Source organism: Luteitalea pratensis, from assembly GCF_001618865.1.
Classification (GTDB): Bacteria; Acidobacteriota; Vicinamibacteria; order Vicinamibacterales; family Vicinamibacteraceae; genus Luteitalea; species Luteitalea pratensis.
Genome location: NZ_CP015136.1, coordinates 7066793 through 7092252 on the forward strand (window position 1 = coordinate 7066793; position 25460 = coordinate 7092252).

General features: G+C 67.7%; 19 protein-coding genes. 13 read left to right on the forward strand and 6 right to left on the reverse strand.

Going from position 1 to position 25460, the window contains the following annotated elements; all coding sequences use genetic code 11:
• Positions 1-2 precede the first annotated feature (2 nt).
• Positions 3-1232, forward strand: a complete 1230-nt coding sequence (locus tag LuPra_RS29720; protein WP_110174131.1) for a TolB-like translocation protein — start codon at positions 3-5, stop codon at positions 1230-1232.
• A gap of 324 nt (positions 1233-1556) precedes the next feature.
• Here LuPra_RS29720 and LuPra_RS29725 read toward each other — a convergent pair whose 3' ends face one another.
• A complete protein-coding gene (locus LuPra_RS29725; protein ID WP_110174132.1) occupies positions 1557-4019 on the reverse strand; it encodes an exo-beta-N-acetylmuramidase NamZ domain-containing protein in 2463 nt (820 codons plus the stop codon).
• 149 nt (positions 4020-4168) lie between these two features.
• Here LuPra_RS29725 and LuPra_RS29730 point away from each other — a divergent pair, with 149 nt between their 5' ends.
• From LuPra_RS29730 to LuPra_RS29775, 10 genes are all read left to right on the forward strand, one after another.
• Positions 4169-6508, forward strand: coding sequence for a 3-hydroxyacyl-CoA dehydrogenase/enoyl-CoA hydratase family protein (locus tag LuPra_RS29730; protein WP_157899848.1), 2340 nt, complete (start codon positions 4169-4171; stop codon positions 6506-6508).
• Positions 6508-7275, forward strand: coding sequence for an alpha/beta fold hydrolase (locus LuPra_RS29735; protein WP_110174134.1), 768 nt, complete (start codon positions 6508-6510; stop codon positions 7273-7275). The genes LuPra_RS29730 and LuPra_RS29735 overlap by 1 nt, the downstream gene beginning before the upstream one ends.
• Positions 7272-8450, forward strand: a complete 1179-nt coding sequence (locus LuPra_RS29740; protein ID WP_110174135.1) for a thiolase family protein — start codon at positions 7272-7274, stop codon at positions 8448-8450. Before LuPra_RS29735 ends, LuPra_RS29740 begins: the two co-directional genes overlap by 4 nt.
• A 35-nt stretch (positions 8451-8485) precedes the next feature.
• A complete protein-coding gene (locus LuPra_RS29745; protein ID WP_157899849.1) occupies positions 8486-9058 on the forward strand; it encodes a phosphorylase family protein in 573 nt (190 codons plus the stop codon).
• On the forward strand, positions 9046-10020 hold the full coding sequence (locus tag LuPra_RS29750) for a 1,4-dihydroxy-6-naphthoate synthase (RefSeq protein ID WP_110174137.1): 975 nt from the start codon (positions 9046-9048) through the stop codon (positions 10018-10020). The genes LuPra_RS29745 and LuPra_RS29750 overlap by 13 nt, the downstream gene beginning before the upstream one ends.
• Before the next feature lie 113 nt (positions 10021-10133).
• Positions 10134-11912, forward strand: coding sequence for an acyl-CoA dehydrogenase family protein (locus tag LuPra_RS29755; RefSeq protein WP_110174138.1), 1779 nt, complete (start codon positions 10134-10136; stop codon positions 11910-11912).
• Between the two features lie 194 nt (positions 11913-12106).
• Positions 12107-12595: a DUF1684 domain-containing protein gene (locus LuPra_RS29760; RefSeq protein WP_110174139.1), complete on the forward strand. Its 489-nt coding sequence runs from the start codon at positions 12107-12109 to the stop codon at positions 12593-12595.
• Between the two features lie 112 nt (positions 12596-12707).
• The gene (locus tag LuPra_RS29765; protein ID WP_157899850.1) at positions 12708-13409 is read left to right on the forward strand and encodes an HAD family hydrolase; all 702 of its coding nucleotides are present in this window, start codon (positions 12708-12710) and stop codon (positions 13407-13409) included.
• Complete coding sequence (locus LuPra_RS29770) at positions 13406-14299, forward strand: SirB1 family protein (RefSeq protein WP_110174141.1); 894 nt, start codon at positions 13406-13408, stop codon at positions 14297-14299. Before LuPra_RS29765 ends, LuPra_RS29770 begins: the two co-directional genes overlap by 4 nt.
• A gap of 376 nt (positions 14300-14675) precedes the next feature.
• On the forward strand, positions 14676-17615 hold the full coding sequence (locus tag LuPra_RS29775; protein ID WP_162472860.1) for a TonB-dependent receptor: 2940 nt from the start codon (positions 14676-14678) through the stop codon (positions 17613-17615).
• Positions 17616-18069: 454 nt separating this feature from the next.
• Here the strand turns inward: LuPra_RS29775 and LuPra_RS29780 are convergent, their stop codons facing one another.
• From LuPra_RS29780 to LuPra_RS29800, 5 genes are all read right to left on the reverse strand, one after another.
• Positions 18070-19425 (reverse strand): HAMP domain-containing protein, encoded by a 1356-nt coding sequence (locus LuPra_RS29780; RefSeq protein WP_110174143.1) that lies wholly within the window; start codon positions 19423-19425, stop codon positions 18070-18072.
• Positions 19426-19434: 9 nt separating this feature from the next.
• A complete protein-coding gene (locus tag LuPra_RS29785; protein ID WP_110174144.1) occupies positions 19435-20466 on the reverse strand; it encodes a hypothetical protein in 1032 nt (343 codons plus the stop codon).
• Complete coding sequence (locus tag LuPra_RS29790) at positions 20457-21038, reverse strand: plastocyanin/azurin family copper-binding protein (RefSeq protein ID WP_110174145.1); 582 nt, start codon at positions 21036-21038, stop codon at positions 20457-20459. The genes LuPra_RS29785 and LuPra_RS29790 overlap by 10 nt, the downstream gene beginning before the upstream one ends.
• A gap of 173 nt (positions 21039-21211) precedes the next feature.
• Positions 21212-22048, reverse strand: a complete 837-nt coding sequence (locus LuPra_RS29795) for a TrmH family RNA methyltransferase (protein WP_157899851.1) — start codon at positions 22046-22048, stop codon at positions 21212-21214.
• 124 nt (positions 22049-22172) lie between these two features.
• Positions 22173-23180 carry a phosphotriesterase family protein gene (locus LuPra_RS29800; protein WP_110174147.1) on the reverse strand — a complete coding sequence of 336 codons (1008 nt, stop codon included), beginning with the start codon at positions 23178-23180 and terminating at the stop codon, positions 22173-22175.
• A 113-nt stretch (positions 23181-23293) separates the two neighbouring features.
• On the opposite strand from LuPra_RS29800, the gene LuPra_RS29805 reads away from it, so the two are divergent.
• Together LuPra_RS29805 and LuPra_RS29810 are read left to right on the forward strand one after the other, a co-directional pair.
• Entirely contained in the window at positions 23294-24001 is a 708-nt protein-coding gene (locus LuPra_RS29805) for an alpha/beta hydrolase family protein (RefSeq protein WP_157899852.1), read from the forward strand.
• 24 nt (positions 24002-24025) lie between these two features.
• Positions 24026-25456 (forward strand): PhoPQ-activated pathogenicity-related family protein, encoded by a 1431-nt coding sequence (locus LuPra_RS29810; RefSeq protein WP_110174149.1) that lies wholly within the window; start codon positions 24026-24028, stop codon positions 25454-25456.
• Positions 25457-25460 lie beyond the last annotated feature (4 nt).

A 25460-nucleotide genomic window follows, 5' to 3' on the forward strand; every position in this document is an offset into this window, starting at 1 on the left:
TGATGTTCGTGGCGGACTGGTCCGGCAGCTTCGGCCTGTGGACTGTGCCGGTGCGCGATGGCAAGCCGGGCGGGCCGCCAGTGCTGGTCAAGGCCGACATCGGCCGGATCGATGCGATCGGCTCGACCTCGACCGGCTCGTACTACTACAACTACCGCTACGACTCCGGAACCAGGACCTTCGTTGCACGCGCGGCCGGCTCGCAAGGCGCTCTGCCGGTGCCAGACCGAATCACGGCCGACTTCGCCGGAGGGCACGCGGCGTGGTCACCGGATGGCACACGCGTAGCGTTCATCCGGCAGCGCACGTCGGGCGGGCTGGCAATCCACGAGCTGGGAATCCGCGACACCGCGACAGGCGAGGAGCGCATCTTCAACTCACGCGCCGTCGCTCCCCCACGGCCCGTCTGGTTCCACACGGGTCAGTCGCTCCTTGTCTTCGCACCGGACGATGGCGAGCCAACCGCCCCGTCGGGGCCAGCGTCCATGTCCCCCTGGATGAGGAGCGGTGCGTTCTTCGTCGTGGACGTGCCGACCGGCCGCTTCACCAGGGCGCTTCCCGTGTTGTCGGAGCGGTACCGTCTGAGTCGGATTGCCGTCCTGTCGCCCGATGACCGCACGCTCTACACCATGGGCGATGCCCTGTCGAGCAGCCAGGTAAGCTTCGATGATCTCCTGGCCGTCGATCTGGCACAGCAGACCGAGCGCGTGATCGCCTCAGTGTCGTCGCCCGGTGACTGGCGCGCGCTGCCGCCTGGAGTCGACCTCGCCCTCAGTCCCGATGGACGCACGCTTGCGGTATCGAGTCGAGCCGGGAACCGCGATGGCAATCGACCCTGGCGCAGCGAACAGACCACGCTTTTCGTTGTCGGTGTCGACGGCAAGGACCAGCGGGAGTTGCACGGGCCGTACGTCAGCAACACGCTCGCCAGGGTGGCGTGGAGCCGCGATGGCCGCACCATCAACTTCGTCCGGGAGACTGGTGACAATGACTGGGAGGTGATGGCCATTCCGCGCGAAGGCGGCAACCCGGTTACGACGGGGCTCGGCCGGCAGGCGCTCCGCAGGACCACGGCGGAGCAAGCGACCAGCGAAAGGTTCGAGCGCCTCAGCGCCGCCCTGCACGGCTTCGGCGTGCATCCAGATGGGTCGTCGCTCCTCTTCAGCAGCGACGTGAATCCGAGATTCGAGGTCTGGGCGCTGGACGGCGTGAACGCCGTGACACGAAGGTAGGGCGGTCGAGCGATTCCGAGGTCCGGCCGGCTGGGACAGCCGGCCGCTACCGCCAGCAGGAGCGAGTTCCTGAGCCGAAATGCTGCGATGCCGGGAATGCCGGGATGTCGAAGGACAACACCGCGACTGCCCAATTGCGAATCCCGATCCCGAATCCCGAGTCCCTGCCCTGTACCGTTCCCTCAATCGCGAGCCCGGGTGCCGAACCACGCTTGCCCGGTGTCCGGCGCCCGGTGCCCGGTGCCCGGGCCCCGATTCCCGTTTCCCGTGTCCCGTGTCCCGTGTCCCGTGTCCCGTGTCCCGTTACCCGTTACCCGTTACCCGTTACCTGTAAATCAAATACTTCGACCGCAACGTGCGCCAGTTGACTTCGTCGGCGGCCCACTGCGCCTCGAGCTGCGCTGGATCCTCTCCGGTCAACGCGCGTGCGAGCTGATCGGCCGATCCGTACAGGGTCGCGGTCCGCTTCAGATCGAGCTTGCCCGGGAACAGTTTCGAGATGACGCTCACGAGCTCGAGGCCGACCCGCACCGGTCGCAAGGCCGTGCGGTCGCTGACGATGAAGTACACGCCCTGGCATTCCTCGCCCTTGTAGACGCTCGAGGTCGGCGTGAACAGGATCGGATAGAAGCGGATGCCCGGCAGGTTGCGCGCATTCAGGGCTTCCGCCAGTGGCACGCCCTCGATCCACGGCGCGCCGATGCGCTCGAACGGTGCATCGGTGCCGCGGCCGACCGACAGGTTCGCGTACTCCACGGCGCCGATTCCCGGGTACAACGTCGCCTGCGTCAAGCTGCGCATGTTGGGCGACGGGTTTACCCACATCAGTGCCGTTTCGTCCCACCATTCCTCGCGCGACCAGCCCTTCATCTCGACGACGGTCAGCTTCGCGCCGATCTTGCGCTCGTCGTTGAACAGCTTTGCGAGCTCCCCCAGCGTCATGCCGTGCCGCACCGGCATCGTCGGGAAGTAGGCGATGAAACTGCGCTCGGCACCTTCGGGGAGGGCGTCCGGCTTCGGCCCCTCGATTTGCCAGCCGTTGATCGGATTGGGACGGTCCAGCACGACCACCTCGATGCCACGCGGCGCAGCCGCCTCCAGCAGGTAACCGAGCGACGACATGTACGTGTAGAAGCGACTGCCGATGTCCTGCAGGTCCACGACCATCGTGTCGATGCCCTGCAGCATCTCCGGTGTGGCGCGGCGGGTCTTCCCGTACAACGAGTGGATCGTCAGGCCTGTCTTCTCGTCGACCGACGACGGGATCTCTTCGTCGAGAATGCCCCGGATTCCGTGCTCGGGGCTGAACAGCGCCACAACTGTCAGGTTCTTCGCCGCGAAGAACGCGTCGATCGTCGACTGGCCGCCGCGCGTCCTGCCGGTGTGGTTCGTGAGCAAACCGATCTTCCGGCCCGCGAGGCGCGAGAAGCCCTCGGCCTGCAGCACGTCGATGCCCGTCAGCGTGCGGACCGCGGCCGCGCGCCCGGCAACAGCACCAGACGGCGGCGCCTGCGCGAAGTCGTGCGTGTCCGCGAGCGGGGTCGGTGCGATGCGAATCGCTCCAGCGACGACATTGGCCACGCGCGCGCGCAGCGCGGTCACGTCGCCCTTGCCATCCGGGTGGACCCGATTGGAGAGGAAGACGATGAACGTCTTCGTGCCGGGATCGATCCACAGGGAGGTGCCCGTGAAGCCCGTGTGGCCGAAGGAGCGGGACGGCAGCAGGTCGCCCTTGTTGGCCGAGAAGCTGGAGTTGATGTCCCACCCGAGCCCGCGCACGTTCCGTTCGCCTGGCGCGGTCGACGGCGACGTCATTCGCGCCACGGTGAGCGGCGCAAGAATGCGGACGCCTTCGAGTCGCCCGCCGTTGATCAGCATCCGCGCGAACCGCGCGAGGTCGGCGGCCGTGGTGAAGAGGCCGGCGTGGCCGGCGACGTTGTTCATGCGCCGCGCAGTCGGGTCGTGGACCACTCCGCGCAGCCACGTCCCGTCGTCCTGCCCGCACGGAAAGGAGATGGGACGGCACTTCTCGGTCGGTGCGATGCGCTTGACCAGTGATGCCGGCGGCTTGAACATCGTGTCCTTCATGCCGAGCGGCACGAAGACATGCGCGCGCGTGAACTCGTCGAGCGGTTCGCCGGAAACGACGCCGACGATGTGTCCCAGCAGGAAGAAGTTGATGTCGGAGTAGATGACGCGCTCGTCAGGACGCGCCGCGGGCACTTCGTCGATGGCCTTGCTGATGGCCGTGTCGTAACCGTTCCACTCGGGATTGAACTCGAGGTCGGGCCGCAGGCCGGACGAGTGCGTGAGCAGGTGCCGGATCGTGATGTCGCGCTTGCCGTACTTCTCGAAGCCGGGCACGTGCAGGGCGACGCGGTCGGTCAGCCTCAGCTTGCCCTGCTCGACCAGCATCATGATCGCCGTCGTCGTCGCGACCACCTTGGTGAGCGAGGCGGCGTCGAAGATCGTGTCGGCCGTCATCGGCTCTGGAGTGGGCTGAATGGCGCGCCGGCCGATCGACGCCTGCCAGGCGACGCCGGCTTCCGTACCCACTGCCACCACCGCTCCAGGCAGCTCCTTGCGGGCGATGGCGGCTTCAACCACCCTCTTGATCTCGCCGAGGCGGGCAAGATCGTAGCGAGCAGCGCCGACGGTGGCTGCAGACGGCCGGGCCGCGCGCGAGGCAGGAGTGGTGGGGCGAGCCGCTGGCTGCCCGAGCGTGGATGGCACCTGCGTGAGCAGGCAGGCGAGAAGACACGCGACGGTCACGAACATGCGCGGCATGGCAGCGAATTATCCACCGTTACGCCCCTCCCACGCTCTGTCTCCCTTGCCGTGCCCTGACCGTCGACCTGAAGGTCGACGGCTACATCCGGTCACAGCGGCTGCGTTCGGCGTTCGGCGTTCGGCGTTTGGGTGAAATAATCACCCTGGTGTCCATCCCCCTTCGCAGAGCCATCGTGGTCGGCGCCGGAACGATGGGCGCCCAGATTGCCGCGCACATGGCCAATGCCGGTGTCGAGGTCCACTTGCTGGACGTCGATGCCGCCGCGGCCGCGGCCGGATGGAAGCGAGCGCTCGCGCTCAAGCCGGATCCGCTCTTCACGCCTGCACATGCGGCGCTCGTCCGCACCGGCGCCATCGACGATGCGGCATTCGGGGAGGCGGATTGGATCGTCGAGGCCATCGTCGAGCGCCTCGAACCGAAGCGCAGCCTCTTCGAGCGGATCGATCGACAACGGGGGCTCGACACCATTGTCAGCTCCAACACCTCGGGGCTGCCGCTGGCCAGCCTCGTCGAGGGCCGCTCCGAGGCATTCGCCCTGCACTTCGTCGGCACGCACTTCTTCAATCCACCCCGTTACATGCCGCTCGTCGAGGTCATCCCGGTGGCCGCGACCAGCGAGGACACCATCGCTCGCGCCAGGCACTGGCTCGACGTCCGGCTCGGCCGCAGCGTTGTCGTCGCCAGGGACTCGCCGAACTTCATCGCCAACCACATCGGCCTGTACGGGCTGTTCAAGGTGCTGCAGGCCTGGGAGCAGGGGCCGTTCGACATCGACACGATCGACGCGATGACGGGCCCGGCCATCGGCCGTCCCAAGAGCGCGACGTTCCGGACGATCGACATTACTGGTCTGGATGTGGCAACGCAGGTCGCGCGGAATTTCGTCGAACGTACCAGCGACGCCGGACTCCAGCGCCTGTTCACGATGGGGCCGCGCATCGCCGGTCTGGTCGAGCGTGGCTGGATCGGCGAGAAGGCCGGCCAGGGCTTCTTCAAGCGCTCCAGGGGCGCCGGCGGGGCCTCCGACATCCTCGTGCTCGACCCGGCGACGTTTGCATACGTGCCGCGCGTGCCGGTGGCTCGTCCCGTGCTCGATGCGCTTCGCGACCAGCGGGGCGGCGCTGGCGGCCGCATCAAGGCGTTGATGCTCGGCAAGGCCGAGGAATCGGCGTTCACACGGGACACGCTTGGAGACACGCTCCTCTACACCGCGCGCGTCTGGCAGACCATCGCCCACGACATCGACGATGTCGATCGCGCGATGCGGTGGGGATTCGGTTGGGATCTCGGCCCGTTCGAGATCATCGACGCCATCGGGATCAAGGAGCTGTTGGGCGTCATGCGCGCACAGGCGCCAACAGACGGCCGGCTCGGAGAGCCGGCCCTACCCAAAGCCGAAGAGGCTCCCCCGTTGCTGGCGGACGCGCTGGCCGCCGGCCGCAACACGATTCGCACGCCCGGCGCATTCCGTCCCGAGCCAGCGGAGTTGCTGATCCTTGCCGGGGCACGCGATCGGCAGTCCGTGGTCACCAGCAATGCCGCGGCTTCGGTACTCGACACCGGCGACGGCATCTTCGCCGTCGAACTGCACTCGAAGATGAACGCGATCGGTGGCGACACGCTGGCGATGCTGCAGGCGGGCGTCGATCGCGCCGAACGCGATGGCATCGGGCTCATCCTCGCGACGCAAGGGCAGGCGTTCTCGGCCGGCGCCAACCTGATGCTCGTGCTGATGGACGCCCAGGAGGGCGAATGGGACTCGATCGATGCCATGGTGCGCGTGTTCCAGCGCACCGTGTTGTCGTTTCGAGACGCGCAAGTGCCGGTGGTGAACGCCATCAACGGGCTGACGCTGGGCGGGGCCACCGAGATGGCGCTGCATGCCGCGGGCGTGCAGGCCGCGGCCGAGACGTACATGGGGCTCGTCGAGGTTGGTGTCGGCCTCATTCCGGCCGGGTGTGGCACCAAGGAGATGTTGTGGCGTGCGAACCAGCAGCGACCGTCCAGGCAGGCCGACGCCCTGCCGTTCGTGCAGAAGGCGTTCGAGACGATCGGCTTCGGTATGGTCTCGACCAGCGCGCCGCACGCGCGGACGCTGGGCTACCTGCGCAACGGTGACGGCATCAGCATGAACCGCAGCCGGCTGCACGCGGACGCGCGCGAACTCGTGCAGGCGCGGGCCGCGGGCTACGTGCCGGGCCATGCGCCGGCGGCGATCGCCGTCGGCGGACCCGATGTGCTCGCGGCGCTCACGCTTGGGGTGCACCTTGCGCATCGTGCGGGACGCATCGGCGACCACGACGCGACCATCGGCCGCAAGCTCGCGTGGATTCTCGCCGGCGGGAACGTGCCGCATGCGACCGACGAGTCGGAAGCGTACCTCCTCGATCTGGAGCGCGAGGCATTCCTGAGCCTCTGCGGGGAACCGAAGACGCAGGAGCGGATTGCGTACACGCTGAAGACCGGCAAGACCATGAGGAACTGATGGTCATCGCCGGCCAGGGCCCGACCCTGTTGCTCATCCCCGGCATCCAGGGGCGCTGGGAATGGACCAAGCCGGCCGTCGAGGCCCTCGCGCAACGTCACCGCGTGGTGAGCTACTCGCTGTGTGGGGAGCGCCAGGCCGTGCCACCACTCGTGGCACGGTCGTTCGACGACCTCGTCCTCCAGGCCCTCAATGCGCTCAATCGCGCCACCGACGGCCCGGCCGTCGTCTGCGGCGTCTCGTATGGAGGACTGATCGCATTGCGACTGGCGGCCCGCTATCCCGCCCGGGTGCGGGCGCTGGTGCTGGCCTCGCCGCTGAACGCGGACTTCTCGCCGGACGAACGCATGCGCCGGTGGGTGGCGCATCCGCGCCTGAACGCGCCGGCCTTCCTGGCAGGGTCGCCGGGACGAATCGTCCCGGAGCTCCGGGCCGCGCACGGCCGCAGTTGGGTGCCGCGCGCGATCGGCCTGCTGAGCCGAGTCGTGCGGGCGCCGCACTCGCCCGATCGGATGGCCGAGCGGATGCGAATGCTGGCGAGCGAGGATTTCGTGGCCGACTGCGTCACCGCGAGCCAACCGACACTGCTCATCACCGGCGAGACGGGTCTCGACCGCATCGTCCCGGCCGAGGCGAGTTGCCGGATGCTGACGTGGCTGCCCAATGCCCGCCACGTGACTCTCGATCGGACGGGACACTGGGGCCTCGTGACGCGACGCGATGCGTTCGCGCGGGAGGTCACGCAATTCGTGGAGACACTACCGTGACCGATGCCGTCCTCGTTGCTGCTGTTCGGACTCCCGTCGGCAAGGCACCTCACGGCCACTTCCGGCATGTACGCCCGGACGACCTCGCGGCGCTCGTGTTGAAGGCCGCTCTCGATCGCGTCCCAGGACTGGAACCTGCCGCGGTGGACGACGTCGTCATGGGCTGCGCGATGCCGGAGGGCGAGCAGGGGATGAACGTGGCGCGCATCGCGAGCCTGCGTGCGGGCGTGCCGCACAGCGCCTCGGCGGTGACGGTGAACCGCTTCTGCGCGTCGGGCCTCGAAGCGATCGCGTGTGCGGTCGATCGCGTACGTGGCGGCAGCGCGGACGTGGTGCTTGCCGGGGGCACGGAGTCCATGAGCCTCGTGCCCATGGGCGGCCACAAGATCGCGCCGAACCCGGTCCTGGTCGCGTCGTACCCGGACGTCTACCTCACGACCGGCCTGGTTGCCGAGAATCACGCCCGCGAGTACCGCATCTCGCGCGAGGCCCAGGACGCGTTTGCTTACGAGAGCCATCGTCGCGCCATCGCGGCGCAGGATGCGGGCCGATTCGATGCCGAGATCGTGCCGGTGCACACGACGCGGCTGTCGGTGTCGGGCGCCAATGCACTCGCCACCGAGCAGGTGACGATCTCGGCCGACGAGGGGCCGAGGCGCGACACGTCGATCGAAGCGCTGGCCAGGCTGCGTCCGGCGTTCCATACCAACGGGACGGTGACTGCCGGGAACGCATCGCAGATGAGCGATGGCGCGGCAGCCGTCGTGGTCATGAGCGAGGCCCGGGCGCGTGCGCTCGGCGTGCAACCACTGGCCAGGCTCGTGGCCTACGCGACGGCCGGTGTGGAACCGGAACGCTTCGGGATCGGACCGGTTCCTGCGGTCCGCAAGGTCCTGGCGCGAGCGGGTCTCACCCTGGCCGACATCGACCTCATCGAAATCAACGAGGCATTCGCGAGCCAGGTGCTTGCCTGCACGCATGATCTCGAACTCGACCTCACGAAGGTGAATGTCAACGGCGGTGCGATCGCCCTGGGGCATCCGCTCGGGTGTACCGGTGCCAAGCTGACCGCAACGCTCCTGCACGAGCTCGCACGGCGCCGTGGCCGCTACGGCATCGTCACCATGTGCGTCGGCGGCGGCATGGGCGCAGCGGGCATATTCGAGAGAATGTAGATCGGGTGCCGGGTATCGGGTGCCGGGTGCCAACGATGACCAACATCTCTCGAATCCTCGTCGTCGCAGCAACTGACCGCGAATTGGCCGCGGCGGCTGGCTGGCGCACGCTGTGCTGCGGCGTGGGCCCGGTGGACGCCGCGGCGGCGACCGCCGCGGCCGTTGCATTGGCGCGGCCCGTGGCAATTCTTCACATCGGGATCGCCGGCACACGCCGGGCCCGGGCGCTTCCGCCGGCCACGCTGGTGATCGGCACCGAGGCGCGGTACCACGACCTGTCGGTGCCGTCACACCTCGCCCCGAGTGTTGTCGTGACATCGCCGACGCTGGTGGCGGCCGCCGCGCGCGCTTTCCCTGACGCACCACGCCTCGCGATCGGGACCAGCGGCCGGATCGGCGGCACGATCGATACCGACGTCGAGGCGATGGAAGGCTACGCGGTGCTGCGAGCAGCCCAGATGGCGGGCGTGCCGGCCATTGAGGTGCGGGTCATCTCCAACGAGATCGAGCAGGAGGATCGGAAGTTGTGGCAATTCGAGGCGGCCTTCGCCGCCGTTCACGCGGCAACGCCACGACTCGTGGAGGAGGTAGCACGATGCGCGAGCTGACGTTCGGCTACTCGCCGTGCCCGAACGACACGTATGCGTTCCACGCGCTGGCGCACGGGCTCACCGACGCCCCGTTCCGGGTCCGCCCAGTGTTGCTCGACATCGAGGAACTGAACCGCCGGGCGCACGCGGGCGAGTTCGACCTGACCAAGTTGAGCGTGGGCGCGTTTGCGAGCATTGGCGACCGTTATCGCCTGCTGCGCAGCGGCGCCGCGCTGGGACATGCCGTCGGCCCGCTCGTCGTGGCACGCACGCCAATGACGTTGGCTGAGGCGGTAAGCCGCAAGGTGGCCATCCCCGGGACAGAAACGACGGCCTATCGGCTGCTGCGCCTGGCGGCGGCCGGGCTCCCGCCGTCTACCGGCTTTGGCGTGCCAGGCGGAGAGCCGGCCCTCCCCCCCGTCAACGTTGTTCCGACGCTGGCCCGCGAGGGACTCGCGGAGCAGGCCCCCACATCGCTCGTGGAGATGCGCTATGACCGGATCCTGCGGGCCATCGCGGATGGCGAAGTGGACGCCGGGCTGATCATCCATGAGAGTCGCTTCACCTACGCCGATCACGGACTCGTGAAGGTGATCGATCTCGGCGACTGGTGGGAGAAGGAGACCGGCCTTCCCGTTCCGCTCGCCGGGATCTGCGCCCGCGCCGATCTGGGCGACGACGTGCGGATGGCGGCCGAGCGGGCCATTCGGGCATCGGTGCAGTACGCGTTCGATCACCCGGATGCGAGCCGCGAGTACGTCCGCGCTCACGCGCAGGAGATGTCCGACGAGGTCTGCGCGCAGCACATCGCGCTGTACGTCAACGAGCACAGTCTCGACATTGGCGACGATGGTTTGCGCGCCATCGCGCGGCTGGTCGAGGGTCCGCTCTCCGAGTGCGACGCGGTGCCCGGGCAGGTAGGGCCGGCTCTCCGAGCCCGGCCTCGAGAGCATAAGATCGGATCTGCCGGAAATCACTGACCGTCGACCTGACTTGTCCGCCGGAGCCTTGGCGAAGGTGGAAGGTCGACGGCTACAGGCGTTAGTCGTCAAGCGTCAGGCGTTAGTAAGGCATCAGGCATCAGGCATCAGGCATGACAATGACATCCCAGTTCGGTGGCGCGTGGCTGCTCGGCGAGACCTCGCAGGACGATGTGTTCAGGCCCGAGGACCGCAACGACGAGCATCGGATGATCGCCGCGACGGCGCAGGCCTTCATCGAGCAGGAGGTGATCCCGCGGAATGACGCGCTCGAGGCCAAGAACTGGGCCGTCGCGCGGCAATTGATGCGCCACTGCGGTGAACTGGGCCTGCTGGGCGTGGACGTCCCGGAGGACTTCGGCGGCGTCGGACTGGACACCGTCAGTTCCGTGCTCGTCTCGGAGGCGATGGGCCGGCACGCGTCGTTTGCGACGACTGCGGGCGCCCACATGGGTCTTTGCGTCGTGCCGCTGCTGTGGTTCGGCACACCGGCGCAGCGATCGCGGTACCTGCCCGGACTCGTCGCCGGCGAGATCGTGGGCGCGTACGGCCTCAGCGAGGCCGGGTCAGGATCAGACGCCTTGGGGGCGCGTGCGACGGCAACGCCGCTGCCCGACGGCGGCTACGAACTCAACGGGGAGAAGCTCTGGATCACCAATTGCGGGTTCGCGGACCTCTTCGTCGTGTTCGCGAAGGTGAACGGCGATCACTTCACGGCGTTCCTCGTGCCCCGGACGACGCCTGGCGTCACGCCAGGTCGCGAGGAGCACAAGATGGGCCTGCACGGCTCGTCAACGGCGCCGTTGCTGCTGCAGGGCGCACGCGTCGGCGCCGACGCCGTGCTCGGTGAAGTCGGGAAGGGACACAAGGTCGCCTTCACCGTGCTCAACTACGGCCGCTTCAAGCTCGGGGCGATGACCACGGGCGGGGCGCGGCAGGCGTTGAAGGAGGCGGCGAAGTACGCGGCCACGCGGCGCCAGTTCGGGCAGCCGATCGCGGACTTCGGTGCGATCAAGTTGAAGCTGTCCGAGATGGCCGCGCGCCTGTACGCCGGCGAGAGCGCGCTCTTCCGCGTCGCCGGATCCCTCGATCACGGCGGCACGCCGCACGAGGCGCGCAGCCGCGTCTTCGAGCAGCACGCGGTGGAGGCGTCGATCCTCAAAGTGCTCGCGAGCGAGACGCTGCAGTACGTGCTCGACGAGAACATCCAGATCCACGGTGGCAACGGTTTCGTGCGCGACTACCCGGCCGAAGGGTATTACCGCGATGCCCGCGTGAACCGCATTTTCGAGGGCACCAACGAGATCAACCGTTTGCTCCTCGCAGGGCAGCTCGTACGTCGCGCTGCCAGGGGCGAGGTCGCGCTGATCGCCGCGGCCCGGGCGTTGCCCGAGCAGTTGCTGACACTGCCCATTACCCCCCCGGAAGAGGCGGGCGCGCTGCTCCGTCATGTGGCCTCCGGCCTCAAGCAGGCCACCGTGATGCTGCTGGGCGCGGCGATGCAGCGCTACCAGGAACAAATCGCCGACGAGCAGGAGGTGCTCGTGTGGATCGCCGACATGGCCATCGACGCCTACGCCGTGGACAGCACTGTCCTGCGTGCCCTGCGGGTGATCGGCGAGGCCGAGCCCGAGGTCGCGGCGAGCCATCGAGACGCGGCGTTGATCGTGGCGAGTGAGGCCGCGCTCCGTGCCGACGCGCTGCTCAGGCGGGCGCTGCCGGCGGTACTCGAGGGCGACATGCTGCGGATCGCGCTGTCGGGTGCGCGTCGGCTCCTCAAGATGCCGGCGGCCGATCAACGCCCGTGGCGCCGGAGCCTCGCTGCCGCTTGCGTCGCCAGGCCGGGCGCGGTCTTCGGCGAGCCCGCACGGCACGGTATGCTTGCCGGGTGAGACGTTTGCTGGCCGGGCTCGGCTACCTTCGGCCCCGGGGCTTCGTTGAGCGGGCCCGGTCAAGGGCCGCGCTCGGAGAGCGGGCCCTACCAACAGCCCTGACGTGCGTCGTTCTGCTGGCTGCCTGTTCGACTCAGCCGCCACAAGTCGATTACCGGAGCAGCCTCGTCGCACAGCGCGCCGAGAAGGACGCGATGTTCCGCGAGGCCGTGGATTCGCCGGTCCCCAAGGCCGACCTCGATCGGTTCGTGCCGCTCGGGTATTACCCGATCGACGACACCTACCGCACGCCGGCCGCACTCGCGCCGCTGTCGGACGCCGAGTCGCCGGCCTTCGAGATGCCGACGTCCACCGGGCAGCGGCGGCAGATGCGGAAGGCAGGCAAGCTGAAATTCACCCTGCACGGCCAGACCTACACGCTGACTGCCTTCGTCACCGCGGAGGACGCGGCGCGGCGACGACTGTTCGTGCCCTTCCGCGACCTCACGGCAGGTCTCGAGACCTATGCCTCGGGGCGGTATCTCGATCTCGATCGCACCCCCACCGGGCTCTATGACATCGACTTCAACACCGCATATCAGCCGTACTGTTATTACGACGTGAAGTACGACTGTCCCATCCCGCCGGCGGAGAACCGCCTGACGGTGCCGATCCGCGCCGGCGAGCGCATGCGGCATCAGTAATTCGTCATTCGTCATTCGTCATTCGTCATTACTCATGGTTCATGGTTCATATGGTTCATATGGTTCATGACCAATGACCAATGACCAATGACTGATGTGGAGAGGTGACCGTGTGGCGCTCGCTGCTGTGATTTTCGACTTCGATGGCGTGCTCGCCGACAGCGAGCCCGTCCACTTGCAGGTCTTCCAGACCGTGCTCGACTCCATCGGCATCACCTTTACCGCCGAGGAGTACTACGCGAAGTACCTGGGCTACAGCGACCGGGACGCGTTCGTGCAGGTGCTGAAGGACCGCGGCCTGACGATCGAGGACGCCAGCCTCGAGGCACTGCTCGAAACCAAACAGGCGCTGTTCCCGCAGGCCATCGGCGATCACGCACTGTACCCGGGCGCGGCCGAGTGCATCGCGCGCGTGGCCGCCCATGTCCCGGTGGCCATCGCCTCCGGCGCCTTGCGACACGAGATCGAGCTGATCCTCGCGCGCAGCGGCCTCGACGGACGCTTCCCGGTGATCGTCGCCGCCGGCGAGACACCGCGCAGCAAGCCCGCGCCCGACCCGTACGCACGCGCCTTCGCGCTGCTCGATGCCTCGGGCGCGCTCCGCGCCGGAGCAGCGCCGACCGACGTCGTGGCCATCGAGGACTCGGAGTGGGGGCTGCAGTCGGCCCGCGGCGCCGGCTTGCGAACGCTGGCCGTACTCACCTCGTACGGCAAGGACAGCCTCCCCAGCGCGGACGCGTGGGTGCCGTCGATCGCGGCCGTGACGATCGCCGAGCTCGAGGGACTGGTCGACGCGCGGAGCATCAGGGCGTGACCCCCGGAGACGTCGAGGCCTTCGTCGCGCTGGCCCAGCGGCCCGGCGAGGACGACCTTGCGGAGGCGGCGCTGCAGCTGGCGCGGATCGAATACCCCGGCCTGCGCGCCGACGACACGCTGGTGTTGTTGCAGGCACTCGTCGATCGCACGGCGGCGTTCGTGCAGGCGTCGGCCGCTCCCGGCGACGCCGTGGGCCACCTGCAGCACCTCGGACAGTTCCTCTTCGACTTGGAGGGGTTCACCGGTAACCTGAGCGACTACGACGACCCGCGCAACAGCTTCCTGAACGACGTGCTCGTGCGCCGGACCGGCATCCCGATCACGCTCTCGATCATCTACATCCACGTCGGGCGGCGGATTGGCCTGTGGCTCGAGGGCGTCAACTTTCCCGGCCACTTCCTCGTGCGCTGCAAGGGGATGCTCGGTGACGTCGCCCCGACCGAGGACCTGATCCTCGACCCCTTCCACGGCGGCATCGTCCTCACCGAACGCGACTGCGCGCGGATCCTCTCGCGACACGCCGGCGAGGGCGCCCGCTTCGATCGCACCCTGCTCGCGCCGGCGTTCAAGGTGCACATCCTGGTGCGCATGCTCGTCAACCTGAAGCGGGCCTACGCAAAGTTGCGGTCGTTCTCGCGGGCACGCGACGTCTCGGACCTGGTCCTCGCGCTGGACCCGACCTCGCTCACCGAGTTGCGCGACCGCGGGCTCCTCTCCTACCAGATGGGACATTACGGGGTCGCCCTCGCGGACCTCGAACGGTACCTGGCGCTGACCGCGCGGCGGACCCGCCGGAACGAAGACGACGACTCGGAACTCAAGGAAGAGTTCGAGGCGGTGTGGGAGCACGTGAAGAACCTGCGCCGCAGGGTGGCCTCACTCAACTGACCTTCGCTCGGGCGGCAGAACCACTTTGTTTGAACAAGTGGGTGGTACCAGCTGTCTCGCCTGCATCATTCGATCCGTCATGCTGGATCGCATCGCTCCGCCATTTTGGATCCGGGGCGAAATTCCTGCCGTGCCAGCCGGCAAACACTCACAGATCGCACCGCCGTCGGGCTGGCAGGAAGGTTGCTGTATCGCCACGTATTCGGTGCGATTGGTACCAGCGGGACTCCACTTCGACCCTGCCTGTAAAAAACCATTCCGGTGCATGACCGTGGCAAGAGGCGCCCGGGACACGCGCGGGAGGTCGCACTCGCTTTGTGGTCCGAGTCGACGGGCGCTGGCCCGGAGACTCATGCGGACATTTCAAGGAGGACGGATGAGAGGCAAATTGCTCGCCCTGATGGCGATGCTGGGCTTGGTCTTCGGGTCGGCGTCCGCGATGGCGCAGGCCCCGACCGGCGATATCGTGGGTCGGGTGGTCGATGCGTCCGGAGCGGTGCTGCCGGGCGTGGTGGTGACGGTGAGCGGCGGAGCACTCATCCAGCCGCAGTCGGCGGTGACCGGTAATACGGGCACGTACCTGTTCTCCGGGTTGCAGCCGGGTGACACCTACACGGTCAAGTTCGAGCTGACCGGTTTCCGGACGATGGTCGTCGAGCGCGTCGCGGTGAGCGTCGGCGGCAACACGACGACCAACGCGACCCTCGAGGTCTCGGCGCTCCAGGAGACCGTCACGGTCTCGAGTGAGGCGCCGCTCGTCGACACGCGCAAGACGGGCACCAAGACCAACTTCACGCAGGAGCAGCTGCAGAACGTGCCCTCGGCGCGTGATCCGTGGGTCATGCTCGAGCGCACGCCGGGCATCGCGATGGACCGCGCCAACGTGGGCGGCAGCCAGTCGGGCCAGCAGTCGGGCTACATCTCGCGGGGCGCGGCGGGGGCCAACAACAAGTGGATGCTCGACGGCGTGGACATCTCGGACACGGTCGCCACGGGCTCGACGGCGGTGTACTACGACTTCGACATGCTGCAGGAGATGCAGATCAGCACCGGCGGCAACGACGTGACGCAGCAGACCGGCGGGGTCGGCATCAACCTCGTCACCAAGAGTGGGAGCGACACGATCCGGGGGTCCGGCCGCTACTACTGGACCGACGAATCGCTCGGCTCGACCAACATCACCGAGGATCTTCGTGCTCAGGGCGCCAGGTCGGGCGCACCGATCCAGAACATCAAGGACTACGGCATCGAGGGCGGCGGGCCGATCTGGAAGGGCCGCGCCTGGTTCTGGGGCTCGTACGCGAAGAACGACATCAATGTCGGCGTCGTCAACTTCTACAAGAAAGAGGCTGGCTGCCCGGTCAACGCCGCCGATCCGCTCGCGCAGTCGCTGTCGATCGAGGAGATCAACAACTGCCTCAACACCGACCAGACGCTGCTCGACACCTACAACATCAAGGGCAGCGCGCTGCTCTTCTCGGGCAATACGTTCACCTGGCACAGCAACTACAACAAGAAGGGCCGCAACGCCCGCGATGCCAGTGACACGCGTCCGTTCGAGACGACCTACATCCAGTCCGGGCCGGTGTGGACCCACAAGGCCAGTGACCGTCACGTGATCAACGATCGGTGGGTCGCCGAGGCGGCGTACGCGCACGTTGCCGGCGGCTTCGACCTGCTCTTCCAGGACCCCTCCTATCGCGCGGTCCAGCCGCTCTACGACATCGCCACGACCCGCTGGGAGCGCTCGTACGACGAGTCGGTGTTCGAACGCCCGGCGACGAGCGTCGCGCTCAACACCAACTACTTCCGTCCGGCCACGCTCGGCGGCGACCACTCATTCAAGATCGGGTACACCTTCCGGAATACGCCGACGACGTCGACCACGGTGTACGGCGGCGACGTCACGGCGCAGACGCGCAACAGCGCTGCCGAGCGCGCGCGGTTCTGGCGAAGTTCGGCCCTCGACTATGCCCTGAGCACTCACAGCGTCTTCGCCCAGGACACCTACACCCGCAACAAGTGGACGCTCACGGCCGGCCTCCGTTGGGACCGCCAGGATGATTCGGCGCACGGCAGTTCAGTGGAGTCCAATCCGCTGATTCCGCAGTGGCTGCCCGGCATCGACTTCCAGGGCGCCGACGCCGGCGTGACATTCTCGAACTGGTCGCCGCGTCTCGGCGTCGCCTACGACCTGTTCGGCGATAGCCGCACCGTGGTGCGCTCGTCGTTCTCTGTCTACTACGGGCAGATCGGGCCGGGCAACCTGTCGGGCACGCTGAACCCGGTGACCGCCGCGAGCATCACGTTCCCGTGGAATGACTCCAACGGCGACCGCTTCGTGCAGTTGAACGAAGTGACGCTGACTCGTGCCGCGGTCATTGCCTTCGACGGCAACTACAACCCAGACAACCCCGGTTTCCTGGGCACGACCAACACGGTGGACCCGGACCTGAAGAACGAGAAGACCGTCGAGTACACCGGCACGATCGACCATCAGCTTTCGAGCAAGATGGCCGTCTCACTGAGCTACATCTATCGTCAGTATTCGGACTTCCGCTTCAGTCAGCGCGTTGGCATCGCGGCCAGCGACTGGGCGCCGGTGACCTACCAGCCGACCTGTGCCGCCGGCGTGCCTTCGTGCCCGCAGCTCACGTACTTCCAGCCGAACATCAGCATCCCTGGCACACAGCGGCTGGTGAACCGCGGCGGCTACGCACGTGACTTCAACGGCATCGAGGCCGTGTTCACCAAGCGGATGTCCGACCGCTGGATGCTCGACACCAACTACGCCTACAACAGCGCGGTGGACAACTTCGACAGCGTCCAGGGCTACAGCACCAGCTTCGACCCGACCAACCTCGGGATCTACAACGGCCAGCAGTACGCAGTGGAGGCCGGCGGCAGCGGCATCGACAACGTGTTCGTCAATGGCAAGCACCTGTTCAAGGTCGCTGGTGTCTACACGGCGCCGTGGGACATCAACATCGGCGGGACCTACAACTTCCGCACGGGCTACCTGTTTCCGCAGCGCATCCTCTCGCCCAACCGCACCGGCGCGGCCGGCACGGTCAACCTGATCCTCGAGCCGTTCGGCGAGAGCCGCTACGACAGCTTCCAGATGGTCGACGCCCGCGTCGCCAAGCGCTTCAACTTCGGGCGCCGCAGCGTCGAGGGCAGCCTCGACTTCTTCAACGTCGGCAACGTCAACACCGTGTTGACGCGGAACCTGAACCAGGCGGCCAGCACGGCCAACCAGGTGACGGGCATCGTGGCGCCGCGCGTGCTGCGCCTTGGCGTGCGGGTGCTCTTCTAGAGAGGACGGAGGAAAGAGGACGGAAGACGGAGGGAGGACGGAGGAGGAGACCAGGACGGAAGGGACAAGGACCGAAGAATCACGACGAAGCCCTCGGTCCTCGGTCCTCCTCGCCTACCTCCGTCCTCCGTCCTCATCTCCTCCGTCCTCCGTCCTCATCTCCTCGGTCCTCGTCGGGGTACTGACCGGGAACGGTTGACTAGGGCGCTGGGCGATCGGGGCGCATACTCCGGGGAACGGAGGCACTGCCCATGCCGGATGAGAACGCGAACCACAAATGCGCGCACCCCAGCTGCGTTTGCGAGATACCCACCACCGAGAAGTACTGCAGCGACTACTGCAAGTCGGCACCTGAAACCGAGTTCCGCTGCTATTGCCAGCATCCCGACTGCCGCAAGGCGCAGTAGGGTTGGCTGGTCTCAGGTCTCAGGTCTCAGGTCTCAGGCCTCAAGCTTCAAGCCTCAGCGGCCCACCTGACCTGAGACTTGAGCCCTGAGACTGTGGGGTACTCGATACCTGTCCCCACGGCCATTTCCTTCTCCCGCACGACCTGCAGCTCGCCGAGCAGGCGCAGCTCCGCGGCGTTGTCCTGGATCAGCTGATCGAACAGGTCGAGCGTCTCCTGAGGGAGCCGATCCTCGGCCTCCAGGCGAATCAGTTGCATGTTGGCCAGGAAGTTGTTCACGAGATCGTGCACCGTCGTCATCGTGGCGCGGAAGACGCGCAATCGCTGCGCCTCGACCTCCGAGTGATGGCGATTGAGGTTGGTGGCCATTGCGTTGACGGCGCACGCAAGGCTCCGGACCTCGGCACTGCCTCGCTCCGGCACCAGCTTCGTCCAGTCGCCCGCCGCCGTCTCCGAGGCCGCCCGCGAGATGTCGGCCAGGGCTTCGGTGACCCGCCCGCTGAACACGAGCGCGGCCGCCAGCGAGAGGCCGAAGATCGCGATGCCGCCGAGCGCCATCTGCAGCCGCACCTCCCTCAGTGACTGCCGGGTCGGCTGCCAGTCCTGCAACAGCACCAGTCGCCCCTCCACCGTGTCGCCGGCGATCGAGAGCGGGTAGGTGGCCGCGACATACGTGCCGGTCCCGACGTCGCGGACCGCCGGGGCGCTCGTCGCGGTGAACGCGGCGTCGCGCACCAGCGCGTCGAGCTGCCGTCGCGCGGTGGGCGCCAGGCTCGTCGCCGCAACCGCCTGGCCCGTGATCAGGTTGACCTCGCAGCGCGTGATCGCCGCCAGTTCGCGTGCCACCCGATCATCGAGCGTGTACCCCACGACGATGGCGCCGAGCACCTCGTCGGCGAACCGGGCAGGCTCGGCGACGATGAGGTACAGATCACCATCCACCGCAGTCAGCCGACGGCTTGCCGTACCCGCGACCGCACCGGCCAATGCCGATTGCACAAGCGACGAAAGCGACCGCGTCGGCCACCCCGCCCGGCCGGTCACGACGCTGCGACGGCTACCGACGATCAGGAAGGCAGCATCGAGCTGCGTGCGATAGTCGGTCGCCATCGCATCCATGGTGGCGGCGTCACTGGCAAGCTGCGGGTCGATGAGGTGGGCCCGGAAGACGGGCAACTGGGCGATGAATCTCGCCTGCACGGACGCCTCACGTGCTTGCGCGTCCACAAGCCGGTCGAAGGCCCGCCGTGCAGCCGACAGGTCCCACGCCGCTCCTTCCAGCGCCCGCCGCGTGACCACACGAGACGTGACCGCCACGGCCGAGCCCAGGGAAAGGGCGATGAGCAGGCTCACGCCGACCGCGACGTGCGCCTGCATGCGTCGATGCCAGCGGATGCGTGTCACGCGGACCGCTCAATCGTGTCGCACCGACCAGGTCATCGCCAGGTCCAGCGCAACGGGGTTCGTGTGGGCCAGGAGCCGGGACTGATGGAGCAGCCCGACCTGCGCGGTGAACCCGGCGGGCAGCCGGACCCGCGCGCCGAACGTCTGCCGGTCCGCGATCCATTCGGTGAACGTCTCGTCCCGGTAGGTGAAGGGACGCGGCGAGGCGTAGCGAAGCCTCTCGGCACGCACGACCGCCGTGACCGGGCCCATGAACCGGCGATGGACGATGCCGTCGAGGTACCAGCCATCCGTCTCCGGCCTGCTCCAGGGGCGTCCCGACATCCATTCACCGCGGACGATGACGCCAGCCTTCGCGAATCGCCCGTCGACGCCGGTAACGGCGAGACGGCCGGTGGCATATCGTGCGGGGGCGTACGGTTCGCTGTTGACGTGGCTCACGCCGAGGACGAGCGACTTGAAGTACCCCTGCGCCCGCACCGTGCCGCTGACGCCGCCACGGCGTTGCGATTGGCCGATGTCGCCCGGCGTGCCGACGCTCGCCTCGACCTGCAGCCGCGACCCGCCGGCGACGACGTTCACGCCCCGCTCGAGGAAATTGTTGCTGATCGACCAGTACTCGTCGTAGCGGATCAGCGGTGCCCGCAGGAAGCCCTGGTAGGCGTAGTCGCTGCGCGAGTAGATGCCGAACGGGGTCCGGAACTGACCCGCGCGGACGCCGAGCAGCTTCGACTTGCTGCGAAAGATCCGCTCGACCCACGCCTCGCTGAGCGACACGCGGCCGCCATATGGGTAAGCGGCGCCAAACGCATCAGAGACGTCGGCGGTGCGGTCGGCCCAGGTCGCCTCGACATTCACCCGGTATTCGCGTGGGAGTTCGCCGAACACGCGCAGTTGCGCGCCAGCCGCGGCGGTGTCGCCTTCGGTGGAGAACCCCGTCGTACCGTCCAACTCCACCGACATCGATTGGGCCGACGCCGTGCCGCAGCCAATGGCCCAGAGCGCCAGCACCCCGGCAAGGGTAGATGCCCTCACGGCCATGCGACCTCAAGGACCGCGCCCGCACGAACGCTGATGCTCCCGGAAGCGACGGGACCGGTGGCACGCCAGGCCTGCCACGTGTACGTGCCTGGCTCCACGTCGACGATGTGGAAGCGGCCCTCGGCGTCGGAGGTGGCGAACCACGGCGTATCGACGACGACCACGTACCCGGCCATGTTCGGATGGATGTTGCAGAACAGGCGGCTCACGCCGGTGTTCGTGAAGGTGACCTGCCGAGTCGATCCGACCGGATACACGCCCAGATCGAAGCGCTTGCCGTCGCGGAACGAGAACACGTTGTGGAAGACCCGATCGTCGTTCGGGAAGTCGACGACCGTCCCTGCGCGCACGGCCAGCACCTGCGGCGCGAACTTGAGGCTCCGCTGGCGGAGGACGGCGTTGGGCGTACGGGCCACCGACGCGGCGCCGGCGTCGAGCCAGACTACGGCATTCGCGGCGGCACGGCCTGAAACCGTGACCAGGCCGGAGAGATCCACGGCCGCTTCGGTGGCGATCAAGGGCACGGCAAGGGCGGCGAGGGCGAGACCGACGACGAAGATGCGCGCGACCATGACCGTTGTGACATGGAATCGGCAGCGCGGCAGCGGTCCGTGAACATCCCGCCTTCGCCAAGGCTTCGGCGCGGCAAGCCCGATTCGCCAAGGCTTCGGCGCGGCAAGCCCGATTCGCCAAGGCTTCGGCGCGGCAAGCCCGATTCGCTCCGGCTATCGTCCGGGCACGCCGGTCAGCGCCGGCGTACCCGCCACTCGTAGAGGGCCACGGCCAGCGCGGTCGCGACATTGAGCGAGTCGGCGCCCTGGGCCATCGGGATGCGCGCCAGGCGAGCGCAATGCGCCCGTGTCCCTGCCGACAGGCCATGGCCCTCGTTGCCGATCACGAGCGCAGCAGGGGTGTCGGCCGCCAGTTCCGCGGCGGCCTCGGCGATCGTGGCAGCACCGACATCTGGCGTGAGGCCGATGGTGATCACGCCGGCCGTGGCGAGCGCTTCCATCAGGTCGCGGATCGGCGCCTGCACCCAGGGCACCTCGAGCACGGTCCCCAGCGACGTGCGGACTGCCTTGCGATAGAGAGGGTCGGGGCAGCGGTCGTCGAGCAGCAGGCACGCGGCGTCGAATGCACGCGCATTGCGGAAGCAACTGCCGACGTTGTCCACGTCGACGAGGTGCTCGGCCACCACGAGGACAGGCCTGCGGCCATCGGCCTTCGCCACATCTCGAGTTGGGTAGGGCCGGCTCTCCGAGCCGGCCCTCGCCGTCGCGTTGATGACGTCACGTACGTCGGCCAGCGACGGCCTCCGCACCAGCGCCAGCACGCCACGGTGGAAGTTGAACCCTGTGAGCGCCTCCATCTCGGCAGGTGATCGGGTGGTAAGGCGATCGCCGACACGGGCTTCGAGATCCAGCGCCCGGGCCGCCGCCGGCGTGGACAGCACCGCGACGATTGCGGAGGCGCCGCCGGCCGCACCCGCGAGGATGCGCCCGAGCACGAGTCGCCCTTCGGCCAGGAAGAGCCCGCGCGCACGCAGGACGGCGTGGTCAGAAAGTGCAGTCGGCCAATCCACGACGAGCACGATAGCAATGGACCGGTCCGGCCGTCGCTGAGGCCGTCCGCCGGACGAGCCGCGTCAGCGCTTGCGGGCGACGAGCCTGGCGGTGGGAAAGGTGCGCGTGTGGCGAGGAGTGAGATCATGCGCGTCGCGCCAGCGCCTGGGCCGGGTTGGTCACGAGCAGCTGTGTCACGGCGGCCTCGTTGAGCGCCGCCCTGATGGCGGGCACGAAGCGCCGGAACACGGTGTCGAAGGGACGGAACGTACCGCCTCCCTCCTCACCCACGTGATACCACCCCGCGTCATGCGACACGAGCACGCGACCCAGGTGGCCCGCGTCGGCCATCATCTTCACGAGCTGGACGTGACGGTCGACCGAGTCGGGGCCGATGCCGTCGAACTCGACCCAGGCGCCCCGTTCCGCCGCCCTCTTCAAGGATGCGTCGTCACCTTCGTTGTGCGCGTGCACCCAGATGAATGCCCCGGCCGCGACGCCCTGTGCGTCGAGCACATCGAGCGACTGGTGGGCCGCGGTACCGTCGACCGTGTGCGAGGCGATCGGCAGGCCGGTCGCCCTGTGCGCGATCGCGGCCGCTTCGACGAGCTTCCGATCGATATCGGACAGCCCACCGGGATCGACGCCGATCTTCATGATTCCCGGCAGGATGTCGGTGCCATCGATGCCGCGGCGCTGCTCGTTGATCCAGCGCTGCGCCAGGTCGCGCGCCGATTCCTTGAATGCATGCGCCGGCAGGTGCTTGTCTCGGGCGGCGCCGTAGTAACCGGTGTTGGCGATGATCCGCAGTCCGGACGCCTGCGACAGCCGCTGGAGCAACGCCGCGTTGCGACCGAGGAACGCCGGCGTGCATTCGACAAGCGTCCGGCAGCCGAGATCGTGCGCCTCCTTGAGGTGCGGCAGCGCCACGCGGACCACCTCGTCGGCATCGTAACGGCTTCGGCTGACCTTGCCGGCGCCGATGAAATCCACCATCAGGTGCTCGTGCATCAGCACCATGCCGAGGTCACGCACGGCGACCTCACCAGTGACGGTAGCCACGCGACCGTCCTGCGCGAGCAGTGTCAACGGTACGACTCCCAAGGCCGCCAGGGAGCCCAGGAACTCGCGACGATCGTGCATGGGGGACATGATGCCTAATGCCTGATGCCTGATGCCTCATGTTTGGCCGCGCTCGGAGAGCGGGCCCTACCTCCGAGGCTTCGCGAGCGAGGTGTAGGCGTCGAGCTTGCTCGACGCTCGCGATGGCCCAGCTGGTACGGCCGGACCTCTACAATACGGAGATGGACGCGTTCACGATTGAGGCACCCGCCGGTGGTATCCGCGCGACGCTCTACGAGTCAGCCCAGCCACGACGCACCCTGGTGCTCGCGCATGGCGCCGGCGCCGGCCAGGGCCACCCCTGGATGCGGGCCCGGGCGGGCGATCTCGCCGACCGCGGCATTCGCGTCGTGACGTTCGACTTTCCTTACATCACAGCCGGCCGACGGATGCCGGACCGCACGGCCATCCTGCTCGACACATGGCGTCACGTGGTCGAGCACGCCGGACACCGATGGGCCGAGGCGCCGCTCGCCATTGGTGGCAAGTCGATGGGTGGGCGCATGGCCACGATGCTGCTGGGCGAGCCGGACGCACCCGCGACCATCAGGGGATGCGTGGCCCTCGGCTATCCCTTGCACCCACCCGGCAAGCCTGAGCAACTGCGCGTGGCGCACCTCGGCGGCATCCGCGTGCCCCTGCTCGTGGTGCAAGGCGAACGGGATCCCTTCGGTGGGCCCGATGACATCCGGCAGGCATTCGCCGCGGCCGGAGCCCGTGTCGAGGTAATCGACGTGCCCCATGGCGGCCACGGTTTCGAAGTGCGGGCCAAGGACAGCCGGCAGGCTGACGTCCATGCCCGTGTCGCGGACACCGTGGCAAGGTGGCTTGATACACTTTCCCCGCTGTAGACAATCGAAAGGGACCTCTCTCGCATGTTCATCCGTCTGCTGCCGGTCGCCCTGGCCGGGTTGCTCGCTGTCGGCACGTCTGCACTGGCGCAACCACTCCGCGTTCCCGCCTCGGCTCGGTCCGCGACGGCTCTCGATCGCTACGTCTCGACGCCCGACCCGGCCTACAAGTGGTCGGTCGTCAGCACCCGCCAGGAGGGGACGCTGACTGTCACCACGCTCGAGATGACGTCGCAGACGTGGCGGACGGCAGACGAGGTCGATCGGACGGAGTGGAAGCATTACCTGACGGTGATCAGGCCGGAGACGATCGAAAGCGACACGTCGCTGCTGTACATCGCCGGCGGCGGCAACGACCGCGCCACGCTTCCGAAGACCGACGCCATGCTGGCGGCCATTGCCTCCGGTACGAAAACGATCGTCACCGAGCTGCGGATGATCCCGAATCAGCCGCTGACGTTCTTCAAGGACGGCGTCGCGCGCAAGGAGGACGACCTCATCGCTTATGGCTGGCGCAAGTACCTCGATGGCGGTGACGACCAGTGGCTCGCACGCTTTCCGATGACCAAGGCTGCCGTCCGCGCCATGGACACGGTACAGGCGTTCGCGCAGTCGCCCGAGGGCGGCCGGCGTGCGATCACGAAGTTCGTCGTCTCCGGCGGTTCCAAGCGCGGCTGGACGACGTGGACGACCGCGGCGGTCGACAGCCGCGTCGTCGCGATCATGCCGGCGGTGATCGACGTCCTCAACCTGAAGCCGTCGATGATCCATCACTATCGCGCCTACGGCTTCTGGGCGCCGGCGGTCAGTGAGTACGTGACCCACGGGGTGATGGATCGCATGGGCGATCCGCGCTTCGACAAGCTGCTCGCGCTGGTCGAGCCGTACTCGTATCGCGATCGTCTGGCCACCATACCGAAGTTCATCATCAACGCCAGCGGCGACCAGTTCTTCCTGCCCGATTCCTGGCAGTTCTACTTCGACGATCTGAAGGGCGAGAAGTACCTGCGCTACGTGCCCAACGCCGACCACTCTCTCAAGGACACCAACGCGCCGACCAGCCTGTTGGCCTTCTATGGCGCGATCGTCAAGGGAGTGGCGCGCCCGAAGTTCGACTGGTCAGCCGACAAGGACGGCACGCTCGTGATCCGCCCGGAGACGAAACCGCGGCAGGTGACGTTCTGGCAGGCAACCAACCCCGAGGCGCGTGACTTCCGTATCGAGACTCTCGGGCCGGTGTGGAAGGGCACCGAGGTGCAGCCTGATGCGCAGGGCGTCTATCGCGCCAGGGTCACGAAGCCCGTGAAGGGCTTTACCGCCGGTTTCCTGGAGGTGGAGTTCGACTACGGCGGCCCGGCCCTGCTGACCTTTTCGACGGGTGTCCGGGTGATGCCAGACATCCTTCCATTCGCTGCGCCGCGGCCAGGTCAGCCAGCAGCGCCGTCACAGCCCTGATTGA